The 19161-nt window shown below is 51.4% G+C and carries 15 protein-coding genes; 11 read left to right on the plus strand and 4 right to left on the minus strand.

The features are described from left to right. Positions 1-130: 130 nt before the first annotated feature. Positions 131-1678, plus strand: a complete 1548-nt coding sequence (locus tag JOE45_RS19010; protein ID WP_210022845.1) for a 2-isopropylmalate synthase — start codon at positions 131-133, stop codon at positions 1676-1678. 251 nt (positions 1679-1929) lie between these two features. Here JOE45_RS19010 and JOE45_RS19015 read toward each other — a convergent pair whose 3' ends face one another. Further along, on the minus strand, positions 1930-3135 hold the full coding sequence (locus JOE45_RS19015) for an aminotransferase-like domain-containing protein (RefSeq protein ID WP_210022844.1): 1206 nt from the start codon (positions 3133-3135) through the stop codon (positions 1930-1932). Between the two features lie 254 nt (positions 3136-3389). Here JOE45_RS19015 and leuB point away from each other — a divergent pair, with 254 nt between their 5' ends. The 3 genes from leuB to gcvH all read left to right on the plus strand — a co-directional run bounded on the left by leuB (position 3390) and on the right by gcvH (position 5708). Beyond that, complete coding sequence (leuB, locus tag JOE45_RS19020; RefSeq protein ID WP_210022843.1) at positions 3390-4469, plus strand: 3-isopropylmalate dehydrogenase; 1080 nt, start codon at positions 3390-3392, stop codon at positions 4467-4469. A gap of 213 nt (positions 4470-4682) precedes the next feature. Then, complete coding sequence (locus JOE45_RS19025) at positions 4683-5231, plus strand: peroxiredoxin (RefSeq protein WP_210022842.1); 549 nt, start codon at positions 4683-4685, stop codon at positions 5229-5231. A 93-nt stretch (positions 5232-5324) separates the two neighbouring features. Continuing rightward, entirely contained in the window at positions 5325-5708 is a 384-nt protein-coding gene (gcvH, locus tag JOE45_RS19030) for a glycine cleavage system protein GcvH (protein WP_210022841.1), read from the plus strand. A gap of 134 nt (positions 5709-5842) precedes the next feature. Here gcvH and JOE45_RS19035 read toward each other — a convergent pair whose 3' ends face one another. Continuing rightward, positions 5843-7816 (minus strand): glycoside hydrolase family 15 protein, encoded by a 1974-nt coding sequence (locus tag JOE45_RS19035; protein ID WP_245247074.1) that lies wholly within the window; start codon positions 7814-7816, stop codon positions 5843-5845. 303 nt (positions 7817-8119) lie between these two features. After that, complete coding sequence (locus JOE45_RS19040) at positions 8120-8332, minus strand: KTSC domain-containing protein (protein ID WP_210022840.1); 213 nt, start codon at positions 8330-8332, stop codon at positions 8120-8122. Between the two features lie 460 nt (positions 8333-8792). Here JOE45_RS19040 and JOE45_RS19045 point away from each other — a divergent pair, with 460 nt between their 5' ends. From JOE45_RS19045 to JOE45_RS19065, 5 genes are all read left to right on the plus strand, one after another. Then, positions 8793-9221 carry a hypothetical protein gene (locus JOE45_RS19045; protein ID WP_210022839.1) on the plus strand — a complete coding sequence of 143 codons (429 nt, stop codon included), beginning with the start codon at positions 8793-8795 and terminating at the stop codon, positions 9219-9221. Between the two features lie 307 nt (positions 9222-9528). Then, on the plus strand, positions 9529-10338 hold the full coding sequence (gene sigI / locus JOE45_RS19050; protein ID WP_210022838.1) for an RNA polymerase sigma factor SigI: 810 nt from the start codon (positions 9529-9531) through the stop codon (positions 10336-10338). Further along, positions 10331-11965 (plus strand): anti-sigma factor domain-containing protein, encoded by a 1635-nt coding sequence (locus JOE45_RS19055; RefSeq protein WP_210022837.1) that lies wholly within the window; start codon positions 10331-10333, stop codon positions 11963-11965. Before sigI ends, JOE45_RS19055 begins: the two co-directional genes overlap by 8 nt. Positions 11966-12350: 385 nt before the next feature. Then, positions 12351-13367, plus strand: coding sequence for an aldo/keto reductase (locus JOE45_RS19060; protein WP_210022836.1), 1017 nt, complete (start codon positions 12351-12353; stop codon positions 13365-13367). Between the two features lie 60 nt (positions 13368-13427). Beyond that, positions 13428-15053, plus strand: a complete 1626-nt coding sequence (locus tag JOE45_RS19065) for a leucyl aminopeptidase (RefSeq protein ID WP_210022835.1) — start codon at positions 13428-13430, stop codon at positions 15051-15053. Between the two features lie 147 nt (positions 15054-15200). Here JOE45_RS19065 and JOE45_RS19070 read toward each other — a convergent pair whose 3' ends face one another. Then, a complete protein-coding gene (locus JOE45_RS19070; RefSeq protein ID WP_348632559.1) occupies positions 15201-15785 on the minus strand; it encodes a hypothetical protein in 585 nt (194 codons plus the stop codon). Positions 15786-16249: 464 nt separating this feature from the next. On the opposite strand from JOE45_RS19070, the gene JOE45_RS19075 reads away from it, so the two are divergent. Together JOE45_RS19075 and JOE45_RS19080 are read left to right on the plus strand one after the other, a co-directional pair. Further along, a complete protein-coding gene (locus tag JOE45_RS19075) occupies positions 16250-18442 on the plus strand; it encodes a PAS domain S-box protein (RefSeq protein WP_210022834.1) in 2193 nt (730 codons plus the stop codon). Between the two features lie 5 nt (positions 18443-18447). Further along, positions 18448-19050, plus strand: a complete 603-nt coding sequence (locus JOE45_RS19080; protein WP_210022833.1) for a sulfite oxidase-like oxidoreductase — start codon at positions 18448-18450, stop codon at positions 19048-19050. Positions 19051-19161 lie beyond the last annotated feature (111 nt).

The raw sequence follows: 19161 nt of genomic DNA on the forward strand, positions 1-19161 counted from the left end.
CTTAAGGTCGGCTTGGGAACAGCGTGGGGAACGGACGGCAGGGCATGTTCGTTCCCGGACGGTTCCCTGGCTGTACCTTTTTCTGCTTTAATAAAGTAGTTAAATTATGATAAAGCGCAGGTGAGACGGCATGAGAAAAATTTATATTTTCGATACGACGCTGCGCGACGGCGAGCAATCGCCGGGCGTGAATCTGAACATGCAAGAGAAGGTGGAAATCGCCCTTCAGCTGGAGAAGCTAGGCGTAGACCGGATTGAAGCCGGATTTCCGGCGGCCTCTCCAGGAGACTTGGCGGGCGTGAACGCCGTAGCTAGAGCGGTGAAGAATGCTACAATCGTGGGCCTTTCGCGCTCTCGTGAGCAGGACATTGATGCAGTACGCGAAGCGCTTAAAGATGCGCAGGACCCGTGCTTGCATTTGTTCCTTGCCAGCTCTCCGATTCACCGGAAGCATAAGCTGAAGATGGAGAAGTATCAGGTGCTGGAGACGGCAGAAGCGGCCATCCGGTATGCCAAGAAATACTTTAATAAAATTGAGTTTTCTCCTGAGGATGCCGGACGTACTGAGCTGGACTTCTTGTGCGAAGTGACGGAGATGGCCATTCGTGCAGGCGCTACGGTCGTGAATATTCCGGATACCGTAGGGTATATGACGCCTTACGAGTTCGGTAATATCTTCAAGACGCTGAAGGAAAACGTGCCGGGTATCGAGAAGATTCAGCTCAGCGCACACTGTCACGATGACCTCGGCATGGCTACGGCTAATGCGCTCGCGGCCATCTTGAATGGAGCCGATCAAATCGAGGGAACGATTAACGGTATCGGGGAGCGGGCCGGCAATACGGCGATCGAGGAAGTGGCGCTGGCGCTGGAGACGCGTCAGGAGTTCTACCAGGCGAAGACATCGCTTACGCTGTCCGAAATCGCCCGTACGAGCCGTTTGGTCAGCAAACTGACAGGTATGATTGTGCCGGGTAATAAAGCTATTGTTGGAGCTAATGCGTTTGCACACGAATCGGGTATTCACCAAGACGGGATGCTTAAGGAAAAGACGACGTACGAAATCATGTCGCCTGAGACTATCGGTCTGAAGGAAAGCAAGCTGACGCTCGGGAAGCTGTCCGGCCGCCATGCGTTCCGTGAGAAGCTGGTAGATCTCGGCTATGACCTGAGCGATGAGCAGCTCAATGCGGCGTTCGCCAAATTCAAGGATTTGGCCGATAAGAAGAAGAACGTGACGGACGAGGATATCTTGGCCTTGATCGAGGAGAAGCTGATCGAAACGCCGGAAGTGTTCGCACTCGAGACGATTCAAGTCTCTTACGGCAACCAATCGACACCGACAGCAACGATTCGCTTGAAGACAATTGAAGGCGAAATGCTGGAAGAAGTAGCGTTAGGCAACGGTTCCGTCGACGCTATCCTCAATGCGATCGATAAAGCAACGAAGGAAGAGGTCGAGCTTGAAGATTACTCGATCCAATCGGTCACGCAAGGCAAGGATGCGCTCGGTGAGGTACACGTGGTACTGAAACAAGGCGATTACTCCGTACAGGGGCGCGGCGTAAGCACCGATATTCTCGAAGCAAGCGCGCGTGCGTACGTGGATGCGATCAACCGGTTGATCGAGAAACGGAAATCACCGGCACGCAGCCGCGATAATGTTTCTTTGATCTAAACGATGTTCGTAACGCAGCAGAACCTCCATTTCTTCAGGAGCAAGCTTGAAGAAATGGAGGTTTTCTTGTAAGTTCGCGGCCACGAATCACTGCCTTAGGGGCGTAAAATCACTGTATAAGGCGTATGGGGGAAGATAAGGCGTGAGAGGTCGTTAACAGGAACCGAAAGAACAGGCTATGCAATGCGGCGGCGCTGCAATAACGAAAAAGCCCGTCCGGTTTCAGATGCTTTCCGGACGGGCATTCATTATCAGTGTGCGGCGGCGGTCTTCATGCGCTGCAGCGCATGGTCAAGCCGGTCGAAAGCAAGGGTCATATCCTCGCTGTTGGTGTGAGTAAAGTTCAGGCGCATTGTGTTCGTTTGCGGATTGTCCGCAAAGAAGCTGATTCCCGGCACGAAGGCGACGCCTTCCTCGACGGCCAGCTTGAGCAGCTCCTGCGTATCGACCCCTTGCGGCATCTCCACCCAGATAAACATGCCGCCCTTCGGCTCGTTCCAGTGTACACCCTCCCAGTTTTTGGCCTGCAGCAAGCTGACCATTTTGCGCATCTGGGACTCATACTGCGTCCGAATCAGGTCAATGTGCGCGTATAAGTCAAACTGCTGGAATAGCTCGTGCAGTGCCTGCTGGTCCATGGTGCTGGAGTGCAGATCCGCAGCCTGCTTCGCGCGGGTCATATGGAGGATCACGTTCTCGTCGCCGACAACCCATCCGGTGCGGAGTGCCGGAGCCACGATCTTGGAGAAGGTGCTCGTGTACATGACCGCTCCTCCGCTCGGACCGTCGTCTAGCGAATAGATGGACGGGAAGGCTTCGGCGTCACCGAAACGCAGCTCTCCGTAAGGGTCGTCTTCCAGAATGAGCACGCCGTTTGATTTGCAGAGGTTCAGCGTGCCTTGACGGCGCTCCAAGCTCCACGCTTTGCCTGTCGGATTCGCGAACGTTGGAATAACATACACCATCTTGGGTTGGTGTTCCTTAATTTTGCGCTCCAGATCCTCCAAATTCATTCCGTCGTCATCGCAATCTACGGAAACGAGCTTGGCTTTGTGAGATTGAAACACTTGAATGGCAGCAAGATAAGTCGGTTTTTCGACCAGAATAACGTCACCCGGGTCGATATAGATTCGAGTCAGTAAATCGATCGCCTGCTGAGAGCCCGTGGTCAGCAGCATGTTCTCTATACCGGCTTTGATGCCTTTGCGCTCCAGATGTTTCGAAATGCTCTCACGAAGCGGCGTGTAGCCCTCGGTAAGACCGTACTGCAAAACGGATTTTCCGCCTTGCTCAAACACGCGCGAGAATGCATCGCGCACCGCTTCAAGCGGGAAATACTGCTCGTTGGGGAGTCCTCCGGCGAGCGAAATGATCGAGCGTCCCTGCGTCAGCTTGAGAATTTCACGCACGGCTGAAGATTTAAAGCTGTCAATCGTATCTGAAAAATGATAGTTCATAAGCGTAAGGCTCCTTCATATTAAAAAGAAGTAAAGTCACAGTATAAGCTTCATTTTAATCCTTTCCAAGCCCTGTGACAACTGTGAAAATGAACAAATGACACGCGACCGCCCTCATGCCTCAGTGCAGCGAGCAAGGGAACGGAAGGACTATAGTTAATACCTATCAATATGATAGATTTTATATCTTTGTAAAACAGAGGAAAGTATGCTACAAAAGATATAATGAACTAGATTGGGAGTGAATGTAACCGATGGCAGACGTGAAAAAAATTGCCGTAATCGGCGGGGACGGTATTGGCCCCGAGGTTGTGGCGGAAGCAATTAAGGTTATGAACAAAACAGAGGAAGTGTTCGGCTACCGTTTTGAGTTTGAACACGGTTTGTTCGGAGGAATCGCGATTGATGAGAAAGGAACGCCGCTGCCTGAAGATACGCTCGAGATGTGCAAAAAGTCCGATGCTGTACTGCTAGGTGCTGTCGGCGGTCCAAAATGGGATAACAATCCGAAGGAGCTTCGTCCTGAAACGGGACTTTTGGGCATCCGCAAAGCACTCGGATTGTTCTCGAATATTCGTCCTGCGGTCATTTTTGACTGTTTAAAGGATGCTTCCACGCTGAAGCCTGAGGTGCTCGAAGGTACGGACCTGATCGTTGTCCGCGAGCTGACCGGCGGCATCTATTTTGGCGAGAAGTTTCGCCGCGAGGGTCAGAACGGCCAAGAAGCGGTGGACACTTGCGTATATAATGTAACCGAAGTGGAACGCATTGTCCGACAAGCATTCGAGATCGCACGGACCCGCAGCAAGAGACTTGCGTCTGTTGACAAGGCGAATGTACTCGAAACATCCCGTCTGTGGAGAGAGACGGTAAACCGCATCGCTCCGGACTATCCGGATGTAGAGCTTGAGCATGTGCTTGTAGATAACTGTGCTATGCAGCTTCTGCGCCGTCCATCAAGCTTCGACGTCATCGTGACGGAGAACATGTTTGGAGACATCCTGAGTGATGAAGCGGCAATGCTGACTGGCTCTATCGGGATGCTGTCCTCTGCCTCTCTGGGCGAAGGTGCATTCGGTCTGTACGAGCCTGTACACGGCTCTGCGCCGGACATTGCAGGTCAAGGAATTTCCAACCCGATTGCGACCATCCTGTCTGTCGCTTTGATGTTCCGACTGACGTTCGGTTATCATGATGCAGCGGAAGCCATCGAGCGCGCCGTGAAGGAAGTGTTGGACGCTGGCCACCGCACGGGCGACATTGCTGTGGACAAGAGCAAAGCGATCGGCACAACTGCGATGGGTGAATTGATTGTAAACGCGATCCGCAAGTAAAATATACAGCTTGTCAGCCAGATAAACTCTTGAGAAACTTGATTTCTTAAGAGTTTTTCTGTACATGGAGAAAAATATGTATAATATGTGATACTTTATAATCATTATAATAAAACAATGATTTCAATCTTGACTTTATGTAGGGCAAGATGTTACGATTTATAACGTGATAACTATTATCAATTAATAATTTCCAAGGAGGATTATTCAGATATGACAGAACGTTTAGTAGGCAAACCGGCACCAGATTTTACAATGGCAACAGTATCGGGCGACGGCCAAGAATTTGGTAAAGTTTCTTTGTCCGATTACAATGGCAAATGGCTCGTACTGTTCTTCTACCCACTCGATTTCACATTTGTTTGTCCGACTGAAATTACGGCAATTAGCGATGCAGCTGATCAATTTAAAGCTGTTGATGCTGAAATTCTGGGCGTATCTACAGATAGCATTCACTCCCACCGCGCATGGATCAACACACCAGTTGACCAAAACGGCTTGGGCAAGCTGAATTTCCCACTCGGTTCCGACCTTACGAAGAAAGTCGCTCGCGACTATGGCGTATTGATCGAAGAAGAAGGCATCGCGCTCCGCGGCCTGTTCATCATCAGCCCAGAAGGCGAATTGATGTATCAAGTAGTACATCATAACAACGTTGGCCGCAGCGTTGAAGAAACTTACCGTGTGCTCGAAGCGCTGCAATCCGGCGGTTTGTGCCCAGTAGGTTGGAAAAAAGGCGACAAGCATCTGACTGCGAAGTAATCGTCTTTTAGATTGAAATAGATCCCTCAGCTGCCTCCCCGGCGGGTCTGAGGGTTTTCTACTACATATGCGTAAAGGGGATTGGGATCAGGAATGGAAGTTTTGCAGGGACTCAAATATAGCGAGAACCATGAATGGGTACGGGTAGAAGGTAAGCGTGCGATCATCGGCATGACGGATTTTGCTCAAGAGGAATTCGGTATGATCGTGTTTGTGGAGCTGCCGGAAGCAGGGGACGACCTGCAGGCGGGGGAACCGTTCGGGAGCATGGAATCCGTGAAGACAGTGACGGAGCTCTACGCGCCGGTATCCGGCAAAGTCATCGAGGTGAATCGCAAGCTGGCGGATAATCCGGGACTGATCAACATGTCGCCTTACGGCGAGGGATGGATGATCGTAGTGGAGTTGAAAGACCCGTCTGATCTGGAACGGTTGTGGGATGCAGACAAGTACGAAAAGACCTACGTGCATGAGTAAAAAGCAACCTGCCTAAAGGTGGGTTGCTTTTTTTATTTCTATGTGAATTTGTTACTGCTGGAGTGAATGGGAACTTACCATGAAACAATGAAAACCGGATTCTTGGGGATGCCCTTCGAATCCGGTTTTTATCGTTAGGTCTTTGGCGAGGCCTTCAGCTTTTTATACTTCTCGATATATTTCACCACGGCCAGCACGTAGGTTGCGTGGGACCAGGTGAGCGGGGCGACGGATACCGGACCTCCGTCAATGGGATCGAGCTGCTCCGGCAGGACGCCGCTTTCCATCGCGTGCCGGACGACCCACTCGAGCGTGCGGCGGGGCGATTCCAAACCCTTCATCGTCTTGGCGTATTCGATTTCCCATTCTGCGATCCACAGCGTACAGATGATCCAAGGGTTACCCGGGATGTTCTCGATATCGGAAGAACGTTGGAAGTAATAATCATGATGGTAGCGGGCGACGCCGCCGACTTCGGTTTTGATCGTCAGCCCGGCGCGGTTCGCTTCCATCGTTTTGACTACACGCGGGTCGTCGGCCGGTAGAACTCCAAACTCAAAGATGCCGTAGACGCTGCTCTCGAGCGTTTTGTCCTTGACCCATTCGCCGTTATCCAGAACCAAACCGCGCACGAAACGACCTTCTTCCTCATCGTACAAGTGCTTCAGGATGCCGGATTTGATTTTTTCAGCCGTATGGCGGTAACGGCTCGCTCGTTCTTCGTCGCCGAACAAGCTGCAGAAATTGGCCGCAGCGATGAGTCCGCCGTATACGGCGGATGCGGTGAACGTGAAGATCCCGTAACGTTCCTCCCACAAGTCATAGCTCGGCTTCGGCAGATTCAGGTCGTGCTCGATGTAGCTTGACATGAACCTGGCGCTGCGGCGAATCAGCGTGCGGTACAGCGATTGCGGAAGCTCGATATCGCCGTGCCTTACATAATCCTGCCACAGCGCGAACAGCACGAGGGCCGTTTCGTCCTCTTGAATCGGCAGCTGCAATTTGCTGCCGTTCAGATAAGGGTGCCAGCTGGAGCCAACCGTTCCATCCGGGTTGTATTTGTGATGCAAGTAGCCGTCAGGCGATAGACCGTTCGCGCAAAAGTGGAAGAACGGGGTAATCATTCCTTGATAGCCTGCCATGGTCATGGCGTAGGCGATCAGTGCGCCGTCTCTTGGCCACATATAGCTGTAATGGTCGCGGTTGGACTGCATGATATCGGAGTCGTTAGCCGCGATAATGGCGCCGTTCACGTCGGTTTGGGTCCGGACGATCAGCAGGCTTTGCTTGTAGAGGCGAATACAGGCTTCGCTCAGGTTGCCATAATCGAGCTCCGATTTGTTCACCCAACGCTGCCAGTAAATTTTGGTCCGGTCTAGGAGCTTGCCGGGATGGCTTTCTTTGACATAAGCGTCGAGCTTCTTGACCTCTTCCAGGTTTTTGCCCGCGGTCATCCAATAATATAGGGATTCCTCTGAATTCGGGGGAACATGCAGTCGGAAGCTAATCGTGCTGTCAACGGAGCCTTGGGCAATCGCGTTGCCCATCAGATGGCCATCCTCCGCATCCCGCCAAGTCCCTTCGGCGTTGTAAAACCGTTTGACCCCTGTCGTATATTGAAACAGGCCTTCACTGCCCGTCTGCCCGTTAAACATGAAATAGCGGTCCTTTTTATAATGAAACACCGTATTGTTCTGCGGATAATAGGCTGCCGTATCGCCGACTTCGGTCTCGTTAATGACCAAATCCTGATTAAAGAACATGCGGACTTCGCGCACTTTGTCCCAATGATTATGAATTTGCACACGCTTCAAATAAATATCTTCACGCTGGTGAACACCGTCATTGATCAGCAGGGTAATTCCCAGATGATAATGGGAGGCTTTGACCTCGGTGACCAGCGAATCCTCTGCATACGAAAGTTCAATATTCCACTCCGGGTCGGCGAGCCAACTGAATGCGCCGTCTACCCACAGACCGACTCTGCACTGATAGCCGCTGACGTGGTTTAATTGGCCTACATAAGGATAGTATAAATCGCGCATATACGTATGACGATCCAAGTTGATCAAAAACTTGCCGTTCCCGATGACTAAATGTCTTGGCAATCTACCCACATCCTTCTCTATCCAGAATGCAATCTATCTTTTTAGAGTACCTTTTTATGGCAATCCGGTCAATCCATGAAAAAACGATGATAACGGATACCGGCGCACTTTATGCAAAATTTCAGGGTGTGATCGGACTTCGAACCTATCAACCTATTATTTCCGGTTTTCTAGAGCGTATACAGGCAAAATAAAATCTCCAACCCGAAGCTGCAGCCGGGGCACATCTATTTCGATGTCCGGAGCCAGCCAAGTGGAGATTGGGTGAAGTCTTGATTGGTTATGTTATGCCGTATGCGTCTGCTATGTGTGTGGGGGAAAAAATCTTTTATCACCTGTCAGCTTCATGATCATATCGTACCGGTTAGGGGACTGCAGCAGCGATTGATATTGATCCGGCTTAATGCCACTGCAAGTGAGCGTTTGACCCGTATGATACTGAATGTGCATTTGTGAGGCTTGGTCATCATATCTCACGAATGCGATCTGCTTCGAGCCGATCGGAAGCAGCTTCATATGCTCATCTCTCCTTTCATGGCTAAGAACGAAAAATCCGTCTGCTTGCAGCGTGCCGGCAGCGGATTTATCGTTGTAGAAATCGATACATTACTTTATGCTGACTGCCCAGCATTTAGAATGCATTTTGATACGTATTTAACATCCCCACGGAAAGTCGTCAGCGGAAAGCAAAAGACTTGGTCTGCCCACGTTATAACATAAATGTTCGGTCTCCTGTCATACAGTTGGAATAAGTACTCATTACTTCGCGCTTAGCCAAATCCTGGAACACGAGTGCTTGAATGAATGAGATAGGTAACAATTAACTGGCTTTCATCTAAAAGAAAAAAGAGGATTTTTGTATCCTTTGGTCGAATACAACTTAGGATACCCACATGTGTATTTTGTCTTTTAACGAATATGACGCGAATTGATATAGGTTGAGATAACTTCGGATAGGGATCAGGGGGCGAACACGATGAGCTTTTGCTGCGGTGCCAGCATGTTGGGAACGAAAGGGACGTTAAAGCATATAAGAACGCATATTCACAATGTGCCTCTACTATTCTGCCCAGTGTGCCACCGTGTGGAAGTGCACCATCTCGTAGAGAACGAATATGAAATTTTAGCCGAGTACGCGCACGGCGACGGTGCTCCTGAAGTTGATTTTGGGGAATACGTAGACGGCCAAGATCCGTCCAATCTTTTTGAGAATTGCGTAAACAACGACGATGAGGAACCGCTTGAGGTCGTACGGAGTCAGATCGACATGGCTCTGGACCTTCTTATGGTGGCCAAAGAAATCGGGGACGCCGAATGGGAACGACAGCTGAAGAAGCGGCTGAACGTACTTAGCCAGCGGCAGCATAAGCTAAAGAGCAAAAAAACCATGCGAGGCCTGTCCTAGGCCGTATTAAACATAACGTCCCTTCATTAGCCCGCTTCCTCCCGGCAGGGGCATAAGGCCGCTTGTCGGCCTGTGCTCCTATGCCTGGAGCGGCGCTTACGGCCGCATAGTGAATGCAGCCCAAGCCATCGGGGCCGAACCGCAGTAATATGCGGCTCGAGAAGGGACGTTTTTTTGTTTTCGGGGTGCCTGAAGGTCCAAAACTTCAGTATTCAAATGATTGTGAAAATTTAGGAGGGGAAGCGCGGAGCTTACCCCCGTAATCGTTAGAAAATCAGCGAAAAATCTATAGTGTGAGGTGGAACGATTGCTGCTCGTTTTATTTAAGAAATTTTTAGGAAAACGCCAGTCTCCCCACCCGGAAACCGCGGAAAAGCAAGCGCCGGAACAAATCGTAATTCGTATTCAAGAGGGTGATTTACGCCTTCGCAACCAATTTATTACGGATTATCAGCCGTATGTTGCCAAGGTGACGAGCAGATTTTGTAAAAGATATGTGGATCCGTCCCGGGACGATGAGTTCAGCATTGCGCTCGGAGCTTTTAATGAGGCGATCAATCAATTTTCTCCTCAGGCAGGACGTTCGTTTCTCGGTTTTGCTGAACAGGTGATCCGCCGTCGGCTTATCGATTATGTCCGCAAGGAGCAGCGGTTCTCACAGCAGATTCCTTACAGCACGTTCGAGGTGGAGGACGAGGAAGACAATATCGTCAATCCCATCGAGATTCACCAGGCCATTGAACAATATGAGAAGCAGCAAGGAAGCCTTGAGCGACGTAGTGAAATCATCGAGTTAAACCGCTCCTTGTCCGATTTCGGAATCGGGTTTGCCGATCTGGTCGACGCTTCACCAAAGCATGACGATTCACGTCAGGCGCTCTTTGGGATCGCGAAGAAGCTGTCCGAGGATGCGGGGCTGATGCAGACCATGCTGTCAAAGCGAATGCTTCCCATTAAGGAATTGCTGGATCAAGTGCAGGTGTCGCGCAAGACGTTGGAACGCAACCGCAAGTTTATTATTGCTGTAGCTCTGATCTATATCGGGCCATATCCATATCTCAGAGATTATTTACAAATCAGAGGCGACTCGGAAGAAGGGGGGGACACGAATGAATAAAGGAATCGTGATGGAAATCACGGATAAAAACATCATAGTGATGCGTTCGGACGGACGGTTTCAGCGGGTAGCCCGAAAGAAAAGAAGCTGCGAAATCGGCGATGAAATCACCTATGCCGATGAAGGCCTTAATTGGAGGAGCCCGTCTGTTGCCGGGCGTTCGGCCATCGTGGCAGCCGTGGTGTTCTGTTTGGTGCTGTTCGCGAGCTTTCAGGGCAAACTCGGAAGCCCGGAGGTGGTCGCTTATATATCGATCGACATTAACCCAAGCGTGGAGATGGGCATCGATATACGGGAGCGAGTGCTTGAGCTTCGAGGTTTGAATGAAGATGGCGAGCAGCTGATACAAGCGGTCGATTATAAGCAAAAGCCGCTGGAGACGGTGACGGCTGGTATTTTGAGCAGTGCTGAACAAACGGCGTTCTCCAAAGGGGAGGCCGAAATCGTTATAGCCAGCACCGTAATTGATCCTAGCGGTAAGGTCAGCGACACGCAGATTGCAGAGAAGCTGCGCATCCAGGTGACGGAATACATACAAACATCGCATCCGACGCAAGTAGAATCCTACCAGATAGCCTCTTTTGCCGCACCTCAGGAAGTTCGTGAAGCCGCCGCTCAGAACGGCGTGTCCATGGGTAAATATACGGTGTACCTGAATGCAAAAAGCAGCGGTGCTGTTGTTACCCTTGACGAGCTGAAGACAAAATCTGTGCTTAACATTTCAAAAGAAAACCCGGAAGTGGCTCAAATCATGGCACCCGACCGTGTTCCGACCAAGGAAGCCATCAAACAGTTGGTTGAGGAAGAAAAATCGGGGGAGCTGGATAAGAGGCTCCAGGAGTGGCTGAAAAATCGGGAACAGGCCGATAAGAACAGGAACAACACGGAAAACCGACAGGGCAATAATGACTTCAAGACCGATGAGAAGAAGTCGACGGTTCCGTCTATCGAAGGGAAAACCAACAGAGATAAAGATGATGACAACGATGACGATGATCGTGATGACGACAGAGAGAACAATAGAAATAATGGCAGAGATCATGACCGGGATGATGATAAAGATGACGATGATTCAAAGAACTCCGGATCGGTCAATGTCAGGCCAGGTTCAATTAATCCGTCTGTAACACAACCTGGCTCCAGAGGAACAGGCACCGGGCATCAAGGAGATAATAGGGACGACCGTGACGACGACGGTAAGTGGAGTTCCGGCAGCAACAATGATAGCAGAAAGAGCCAAGAGGAGCGCCGCCGTGAGGCTGAAGAGAAGCGCTTAAAAGAGCAGAAGAAAAAAGAAGAAGAGGCGCGCAAGAAGCAAGAAGAGCAGCGCGAGAAGGACGAGGAGAGAAAGAAGAAGCAGGAAGAAGACCTTCGCAAACGGCTTGAAGATGAGAAAAAGAAGGCCGAGGAGAAGCGAAAAAAGGAAGAGGAGAAGCGGGAAAAAGCAGAGGACAAGCGTAAGGAAAATGAGAAGGACAGGGAAGACGATCGCAAGAATCGGGACGATGAACGAGACTCGAGAGAAGATTCAAATTCTGAACGTCAAGCGCTGCGAAACGACAACGGGGAATGGACGAAAACTTGGCATCGCTCGCTCACCCTACCCCTCTTTAATGAACGCCAATAGAATGAAGAGCACGGATACGGATGCCTTTAACGCTGGACCGTAGCCTTCGTAACAGCCGGTGCAGCGCGCGCCGGCTGTTATGTTTTTTCCCGGATGACCGATATAAATGGGGGTTGGCCCCTTAATTACTCACATCCTAGTATGATATGGAAAAGTACAAGTCAATGGGATGACAAATGGTGGTAGCGTATAAGAGAAGGCATGCCAAGGCTTCGGAAGCGCTAACGGGACTGAAGGGAGATAGGAGATAAAATGATTCTGTGGGTACGTATGAGTCTGTTGGAATGAGATTTCCTGCAGACTGTTTTTTTACCGGGTGTCGTAATATAATGGCATAAAGAGCATGGCTCAAGGTGTCGATGCAAGGATAGAGGGGGAATCTGCGATGCGTTATACGATGTTCGGCCATACGGGCCACCGCGTATCCTCGCTCGGGTTTGGGGCGATGAATCTACCCGGAGTGCCTTTCGAGCAAGCCAAGGCGGCACTGAATTACGCGCTGGATGAAGGGATTAATTATATCGATACAGCGGCAGGCTATCGAAACAGTGAAGAGATTATCGGGGAGAGCATTTCACACCGCCGCTCGGAATACTTTCTGGCGACGAAGACGAAGAACCGGGATTACGCCAGTGCGATGGAAGATATGGAGCGCAGCTTGAAACGAATGAAGACCGACGTTATTGACTTGGTTCAGATTCATTACGTTAATACGGTTCAGGAGTTTAAATCGGCGATGAACGAAGGCGGGTCGTATGAAGCGGCGCTGGAGATGAAACGTAAAGGACATGTGCGTTACATCGGCATCACCGGACACCGGCCGGATTTGCTTGCGAAGTGGATCGTCAAAGGACAGTTCGATCAAGTGCTGTTTCATTTGAATTTGGCGCAGCCCTTTTCGCTGAATGAGCTTATCCCCGAGGCAACCAAACTGCATATGGGCAAAACAGCGATGAAACCGCTGTCAGGAGGATTTATTCAGCCTGTATCTAAGGCGATGCGTTTCCCGCACAGTCAAGATGTGAACGTTGTGCTTTCGGGTATGGTGAGTGTGGATGAGGTCAAGGAGAACCTGGCTGCCATCCGCGAGGAAATTGGAGACGACGAGCGACGGGAGTTGGAAGACCTGGCTGCGGAGCTGGGGAGCCATAACTGTCGGCGCTGCAACTACTGTTCCTGTCCGCTAGATATTAAGATTCCTGATGTGATGATCTCCAGTCAGATCCGCAAGACGTTGGGGTTATTGCCGAAGGGTGACGAATTTTACCAGACGAATAAGGATAACATATTATCTTGTGCCGATTACGAGCCTTGTAAGGACAAGCCGCTTTGTGAGCAGCAGTGTCCATATCAATTGCCTATGCGGCAAATGGTGATGGAGGCGGCCGGGTATTACGGTTAAGCGGCTGAGAATAGGAGTAAACCGCGGATTGCGGGAATAAGTGCCCGTGGGGATGGAGGAATGAACCAATTGGAACCGCTTGATCGATATGTGACACAAGAGATCAGCCTGAGGATTTATCCCGTATGGGATGGGCCGGGGGTCGAGAACGAAGCAGATGCGTACGGCGAAGAGGTCGAGGGTGCCCCAGAGGCACTCGCTGTGTTTATCACGCGGGAGGCGCTGGAGTCGGACGCGTGGACGACCTCTGCCGGTACGCAGGTGCCGGCGGAGGTTGTCCGCGCAGTCCGCGAGCTTGCGGCGCGAGGGCGGTTTACGGGCCGCCTCGGGGAGACCGAGGCGCTGCCCACACTGGGCCTGATGCCAGGCTATCAGGCCCTGCTCTTGTGCGGGCTGGGCGAAGCCGCCCGCGCCGAAGGCACAGACGCCTGGCGCGATGCCGGCGTCTATGCGGCCCGCGCCGCGCTCGGCCACGGGCTCGAGCGCCTTGCGGCGCCGCTGCCGCGCGCCGGGCGCGCGGCCGTTCGCGAGCTAGCGTTTGCGCTCGCGGAGGGGCTCTGGCTCGGCTGCTACCGCATGCCGAGCTTCGCCGCTTCGCGCGGTGCGGCGCCGCCCGCGCTCAAGGAGGTCGCCCTGCTGTGCGGCAGGGCGACTGTGGACGAGCGCGCCGGGCTGCGCCGCTCGTTGGAATCCGCGTACGCCATGGCTCTGGCGACGCATTACGCGCGCGATCTCACGAACCTGCCCGGCAACTATCTGTTGCCGGATACGCTCGCTCGCGAAGCGCAAACCTTAGCCGCCCGCTACGGGCTCGAATGTACGGTGCTCGATGAGCACGGCATTCGCGAGCAGGGGATGGGCGGCCTGGCCGCTGTTGGCGGGGGAAGCATCAACCCGCCGCGGATGATCGCTGTCCGCTACCGTGGGACGGATGATGAGAACGCCGATGTCATCGGCCTCGTCGGCAAAGGGATTACGTTCGATACGGGCGGGATCTCCCTGAAGAAGCCGGAGGGGATGGAGGAGATGATCAGCGATATGGGCGGCGCCGCGGTGCTGCTAGGTCTCATTCATGCTCTGGGACGGCTGAAGCCGCCGATTCACGCGCTTATTGTCATTCCCGCCGCGGAGAACATGCCATCCGGTTCTGCATTCAAGCCGGGCGATGTCATCACCGCCATGAACGGACAGACGGTGGAAATTTTGAACACGGACGCGGAAGGACGCGTTGTGCTTGCGGACGGCGTGCTGTACGCCAAAGCGCTGGGAGCTACCCGGCTAATCGACGTGGCCACGCTGACCGGCGCGGTGCTCGTAAGCTTCGCCGATGTAGCCACCGGCGCGGTGTCCAACGACGAGCCGTTCCTGCAGGAGCTGCTGTCCTATGCGCGGCAGGCGGGAGAGAAGGTATGGCCGTTTCCTAATTATCCGGAATACCATGACATGCTGAGAAGCCGGGTAGCGGATATCAAGAATGCCGCGTCCAAGGATCGTTGGGCCGGCAGCATTACCGCCGGCTTGTTCATCGGCTTCTTCGCGGGAACGACCCCTTGGGTGCATCTGGATACGGGGGGCACGGCGTGGCTGTGGAGCGAACGGGGTCCGGAGCCGCAGGGCGGCACGGGAGCGATGGTACGGACATTGGGGCACTATCTGTGCGGCTTTTCAAAGGTAGAAGAGATATAGGATTAAAGAGCGAATGGCTACAAAAAATAGCGGATTCAATAAGCGCTTCATCAGCTGTAATCCCGTCTTTCCGGGGGTCAAAGCACGAGGGTGAAGTCTTCTTGCAATCCGCTATTTCTGACTTTCGGCACGGTTACCGGGTGAGTCCTACGCTTGCTGCTGCTTGTCTGCGCCAGAGGGTAATCCGGACGAGGACAACAGCTGCATAGCTACGGCTTCCAAGTCGCTCATGCGAATCAGGAGCCGCGTCACTTCACTTGTAGTACATGGCAAGCTGCCCGTACGTTGCGCGAGCTGGCATAGATCAATACCGACCCAGCCCTGCTTGCGGGGATGCAGGGACAAATCAAAAGGGAGTACGGTTAATGAGGCTTCCTTGGTTCCCTGATGGCGATCGGGAATTCCGGTAAGCTCCGGTATCTCGCTCATTTGATTCAAATGAAAAAACAGCTTGCCGGTTCCACGGTTCCAACGGATAAAACCGGGAGTGAACGAAATGGCCAGTATCGGATCGCCGCCGACCGTCAGCTTGACGAACCGTACGCTTTTCTTGGGGACTGCGTCCGCATATTGGTTCTTGATCATATCAGGCAGCAGAGGAACGATCACAACTGGAAGTGCACTTGCTGCGTATAAATATATAGCTGATTCATAATAAATCGCAAAGCCCAGCAACCCGGCAAAAGCTATAATGGATAAGCAGAGCCAACCCATTTTGGACTTAGACGTCACACGGAATTCCCCCAGAATGATGAAATGATGAATGGCAAAAAAGGCATTCCTATCTTATCATAATGCTATTCGCCTTTGAAATGGTATAACAGCTTCATAAATGTAAAATTTTTGTAATGAACATTGATTGTCGGGTTAGGATTGGGGGTAATGGCTATAGAATCACTTCTTTGGATCAAGCCAAGCTTGCGAAGAAAAACGGTTGCATTCTTTTCCAGACCGAAATTTTAATTTACAGGAATGGGATATCCCATTAGCCTTCGATAGATGGAATGCGATTTAATTCCTTTAGAGAGCTCTTCGGATGGATAGAGCTTGTTCTCACCTCGTTTAGAAGTCACGGAAGCCGGGTGGTTTACGCTAACCGGGCACTTCATGAACATCGTAAGATAAAGCAGCTGTACCCGTAATTTTAACATGATGTCGCATTCACGGGGTTCATTTGTGGAGGAGGGATCTTATCCATGGAGCAGAACAAATGGTTTGAACACAGTTTTGCTTTTGCACCGATCGGTATGGCGGTGATTTCATTAAACGGAAGCTTTATCAGAGTGAATCAAGCCTTCACCCGATTGTTAGGCTACACGGATGAAGAGCTGCTGAAGATGCAGGAACCCGACATTACATTTCACGGTGATCGGCCCGTTACGGATGCTTCTGTCCTTTCTCTGCTGTCGGGTTCGATGCATTCTCAGCCATTCGAGAAACGGTATATTCATAAGCTTGGTCATTCCCTGAGAGTCTCCATCGAGGTTTCACTGATTCCTGGTGAGCCGGAGGGGAAGCGCTATGTACACGTGTTCGTAAGCGAAACGCCAAGGGATCAAGTAGTCAAGGCTCCCCATCCGGAGATTGCCGAACTGCTTGAACTGATATCGGAGCATAGTAAAGACATTATCGGCTACGGTGTGGACAGGATATTCCGCTATGTTTCTCCTGCAGCGCTGTGGAAGCTTCTTGGTTACAAACCAGAGGATATCCTGGGAAGGCATGTGAGAGAATTCTTGCACCCTGAGGATGTTTGGTTGCTGAGCAGGGAAAAAACGTTGGACGAGGAACGCTTTAATTGCCGCATCTGTAGAAAAGACGGAAGGTATGCCTGGTTTGAAGTGACGGTAAAGAGCATTTGGGATGCAAACGGAACTGGGCAAAAAGCGATATACGTCGCACGTGATATCACGGTACGCGAACAGATGCTGTCAGCGCTGAGGAACAGCCAACGCAGCTTGGCGGAGGCGCAGCGTATTGCAGGCCTCGGCAGTTGGGAATGGGACATCGCCGCAGACAGGTTTACGCTCTCGGATGAAACGTATCGTATTTTTGAATCGAATTCGCTTTCATTTGACGGGACTTGCGGGAATTTTCTGGAGCTGATCCATACGGAAGACCGGGAAGCGGTCTATACGGCTATCCAAGGGGCCTTGGCTGGAAGCCCTTTTAATCTGGAATGCTTGGTCACTCTGAAGAATAACAGAGTAAAACATATTCGGATGCAAGGAGTCGCCACGAGGAACGAGAAACGCCAAGAGGGCAAGCTTCATGGAACGGTCCAGGATATTACGAACCAGAAGCTGATGCTTCAAATGCTGGAAGAAAGCGTGGACAGATACATATCGCTAAAAAAATACAACTTAGATGGGGTCATTTCCCTGAACATGCACGGGATTATTACTTCCGTCAATCCGGCTGCAGAACAAATATCCGGTTATACGGCACTGGATTTGATCGGTATGCATTATACGGATCTGACCACCAAAGAAGAAGCTGATTGGGCGAAGCAGCTGATTCAGCGAATCAAGTCCGAGGGCTATTTCAACAGCGCCGAGATCCAAATTCGCCACAGGCAGGGGGGCATCATTGATCTGTTGGTGACGCCTGCTCCAATCTTTGTAAGCCGCAAGCAGGTGGGATGTTACATTATTGCCAAGGACATTACGGATCAGAAGCGTAAAGACGAGCTGCTGCTCAAATCGGAGAAACTTACGATTGCCGGCCAGCTCGCTGCCGGTGTCGCTCACGAAATTCGTAACCCGCTGACGGCTTTGAAGGGCTTCGTTCAGCTCATGAGTCGTTCGGTGGAATATCATAGCAAATATTTGCCCATCATGTTAGAGGAGCTGGAACGTATTGAGCTGATCATCAACGAGCTGTTGATGCTGGCCAAGCCGCAAGCGATTCAAATGAAAAGGGCGGACTTGTCCGCCATTTTACATGATGTGGTGCTCCTCCTTGGAGCCCAAGCGATGCTCCAAGACATTGAAATCGGTTTGAATAAGCCCGCCGGGAAGCTAATGATTCTCTGCGATCGGAGTCAGATCAAACAGGTATTCATTAATTTTTTGAAGAATTCAATGGAGTCGATGACAGAGGGCGGCCGAATCGACGTTGAGCTGAAATCGGGGGGCGACTCACAAGGCATCGTTCGCATTAGCGATCAAGGGTGCGGCATACCCAAGGAACAGCTACGACTGATCGGCGAGCCCTTCTATTCTACCAAAGAATCCGGGACTGGACTTGGGCTCTTGGTCAGTCACAAAATCATCGAACATCACGGAGGAAAAATTACTATCGAAAGCGAAATCAATGTAGGAACGACGATTGAAGTTACCTTGCCCACTGCGTCAGGTGATATGGCGCCAATTAATGAAAAGGAGTGAAACAAATGAGCTTCGAACAACCATCACAAGGAAGAGCTTCGGAGGCGGACCGAATCCCTCCCGGCCAAACGCTGACCGCCGGCTTTCCGGTGCTTCATTATGGCAGCGTACCTTATTATAGGGATATGAGTAAGTGGGATTTGCGCATTTTCGGATTGGTGGAGGAAGAGGCCGCCATCAGCTACAGCGAGTTTATGGCTTTGCCGCGGCAGGAGTTCAAGAACGATATCCATTGCGTAACCACTTGGTCTAAGCTGGATAACGTATGGGAAGGCCTTGCTGTATCCACGATCATGGAGCGGGTGAAGCTGAAGCCGGAGGCGCAGTACGTGATGCTGCACGCTGAGCAGGGCTGGACGACGAATCTGCCGATAGCTGACTTCCTGCGCGAAACCAGCTTCTTCGGCATCAAGCACGGCGGAGAACTCTTGACTCCGGAGCATGGATATCCGGTTCGGATGGTCGTTCCGCACCTCTACTTCTGGAAGAGCGCCAAATGGCTTCGCGGAATTGAGTTTATGGAGAAGGATAAGCCAGGTTTCTGGGAGCGTAATGGGTACCATATGTACGGAGATCCGTTCAAAGAACAAAGGTATGATTTTGATTGAAAGGTGCATAAGAAGAACTCACTCAGCGATAGATCTGAGTGAGTTCTTTTTGTTGATTAGTGGGAGACTGAGAAGAACTGAATACACGATACGCACACGAACTAATGAAGT

This window comes from Paenibacillus sp. PvR098 (genome assembly GCF_017833255.1).
Lineage (GTDB): Bacteria > Bacillota > Bacilli > Paenibacillales > NBRC-103111 > Paenibacillus_G.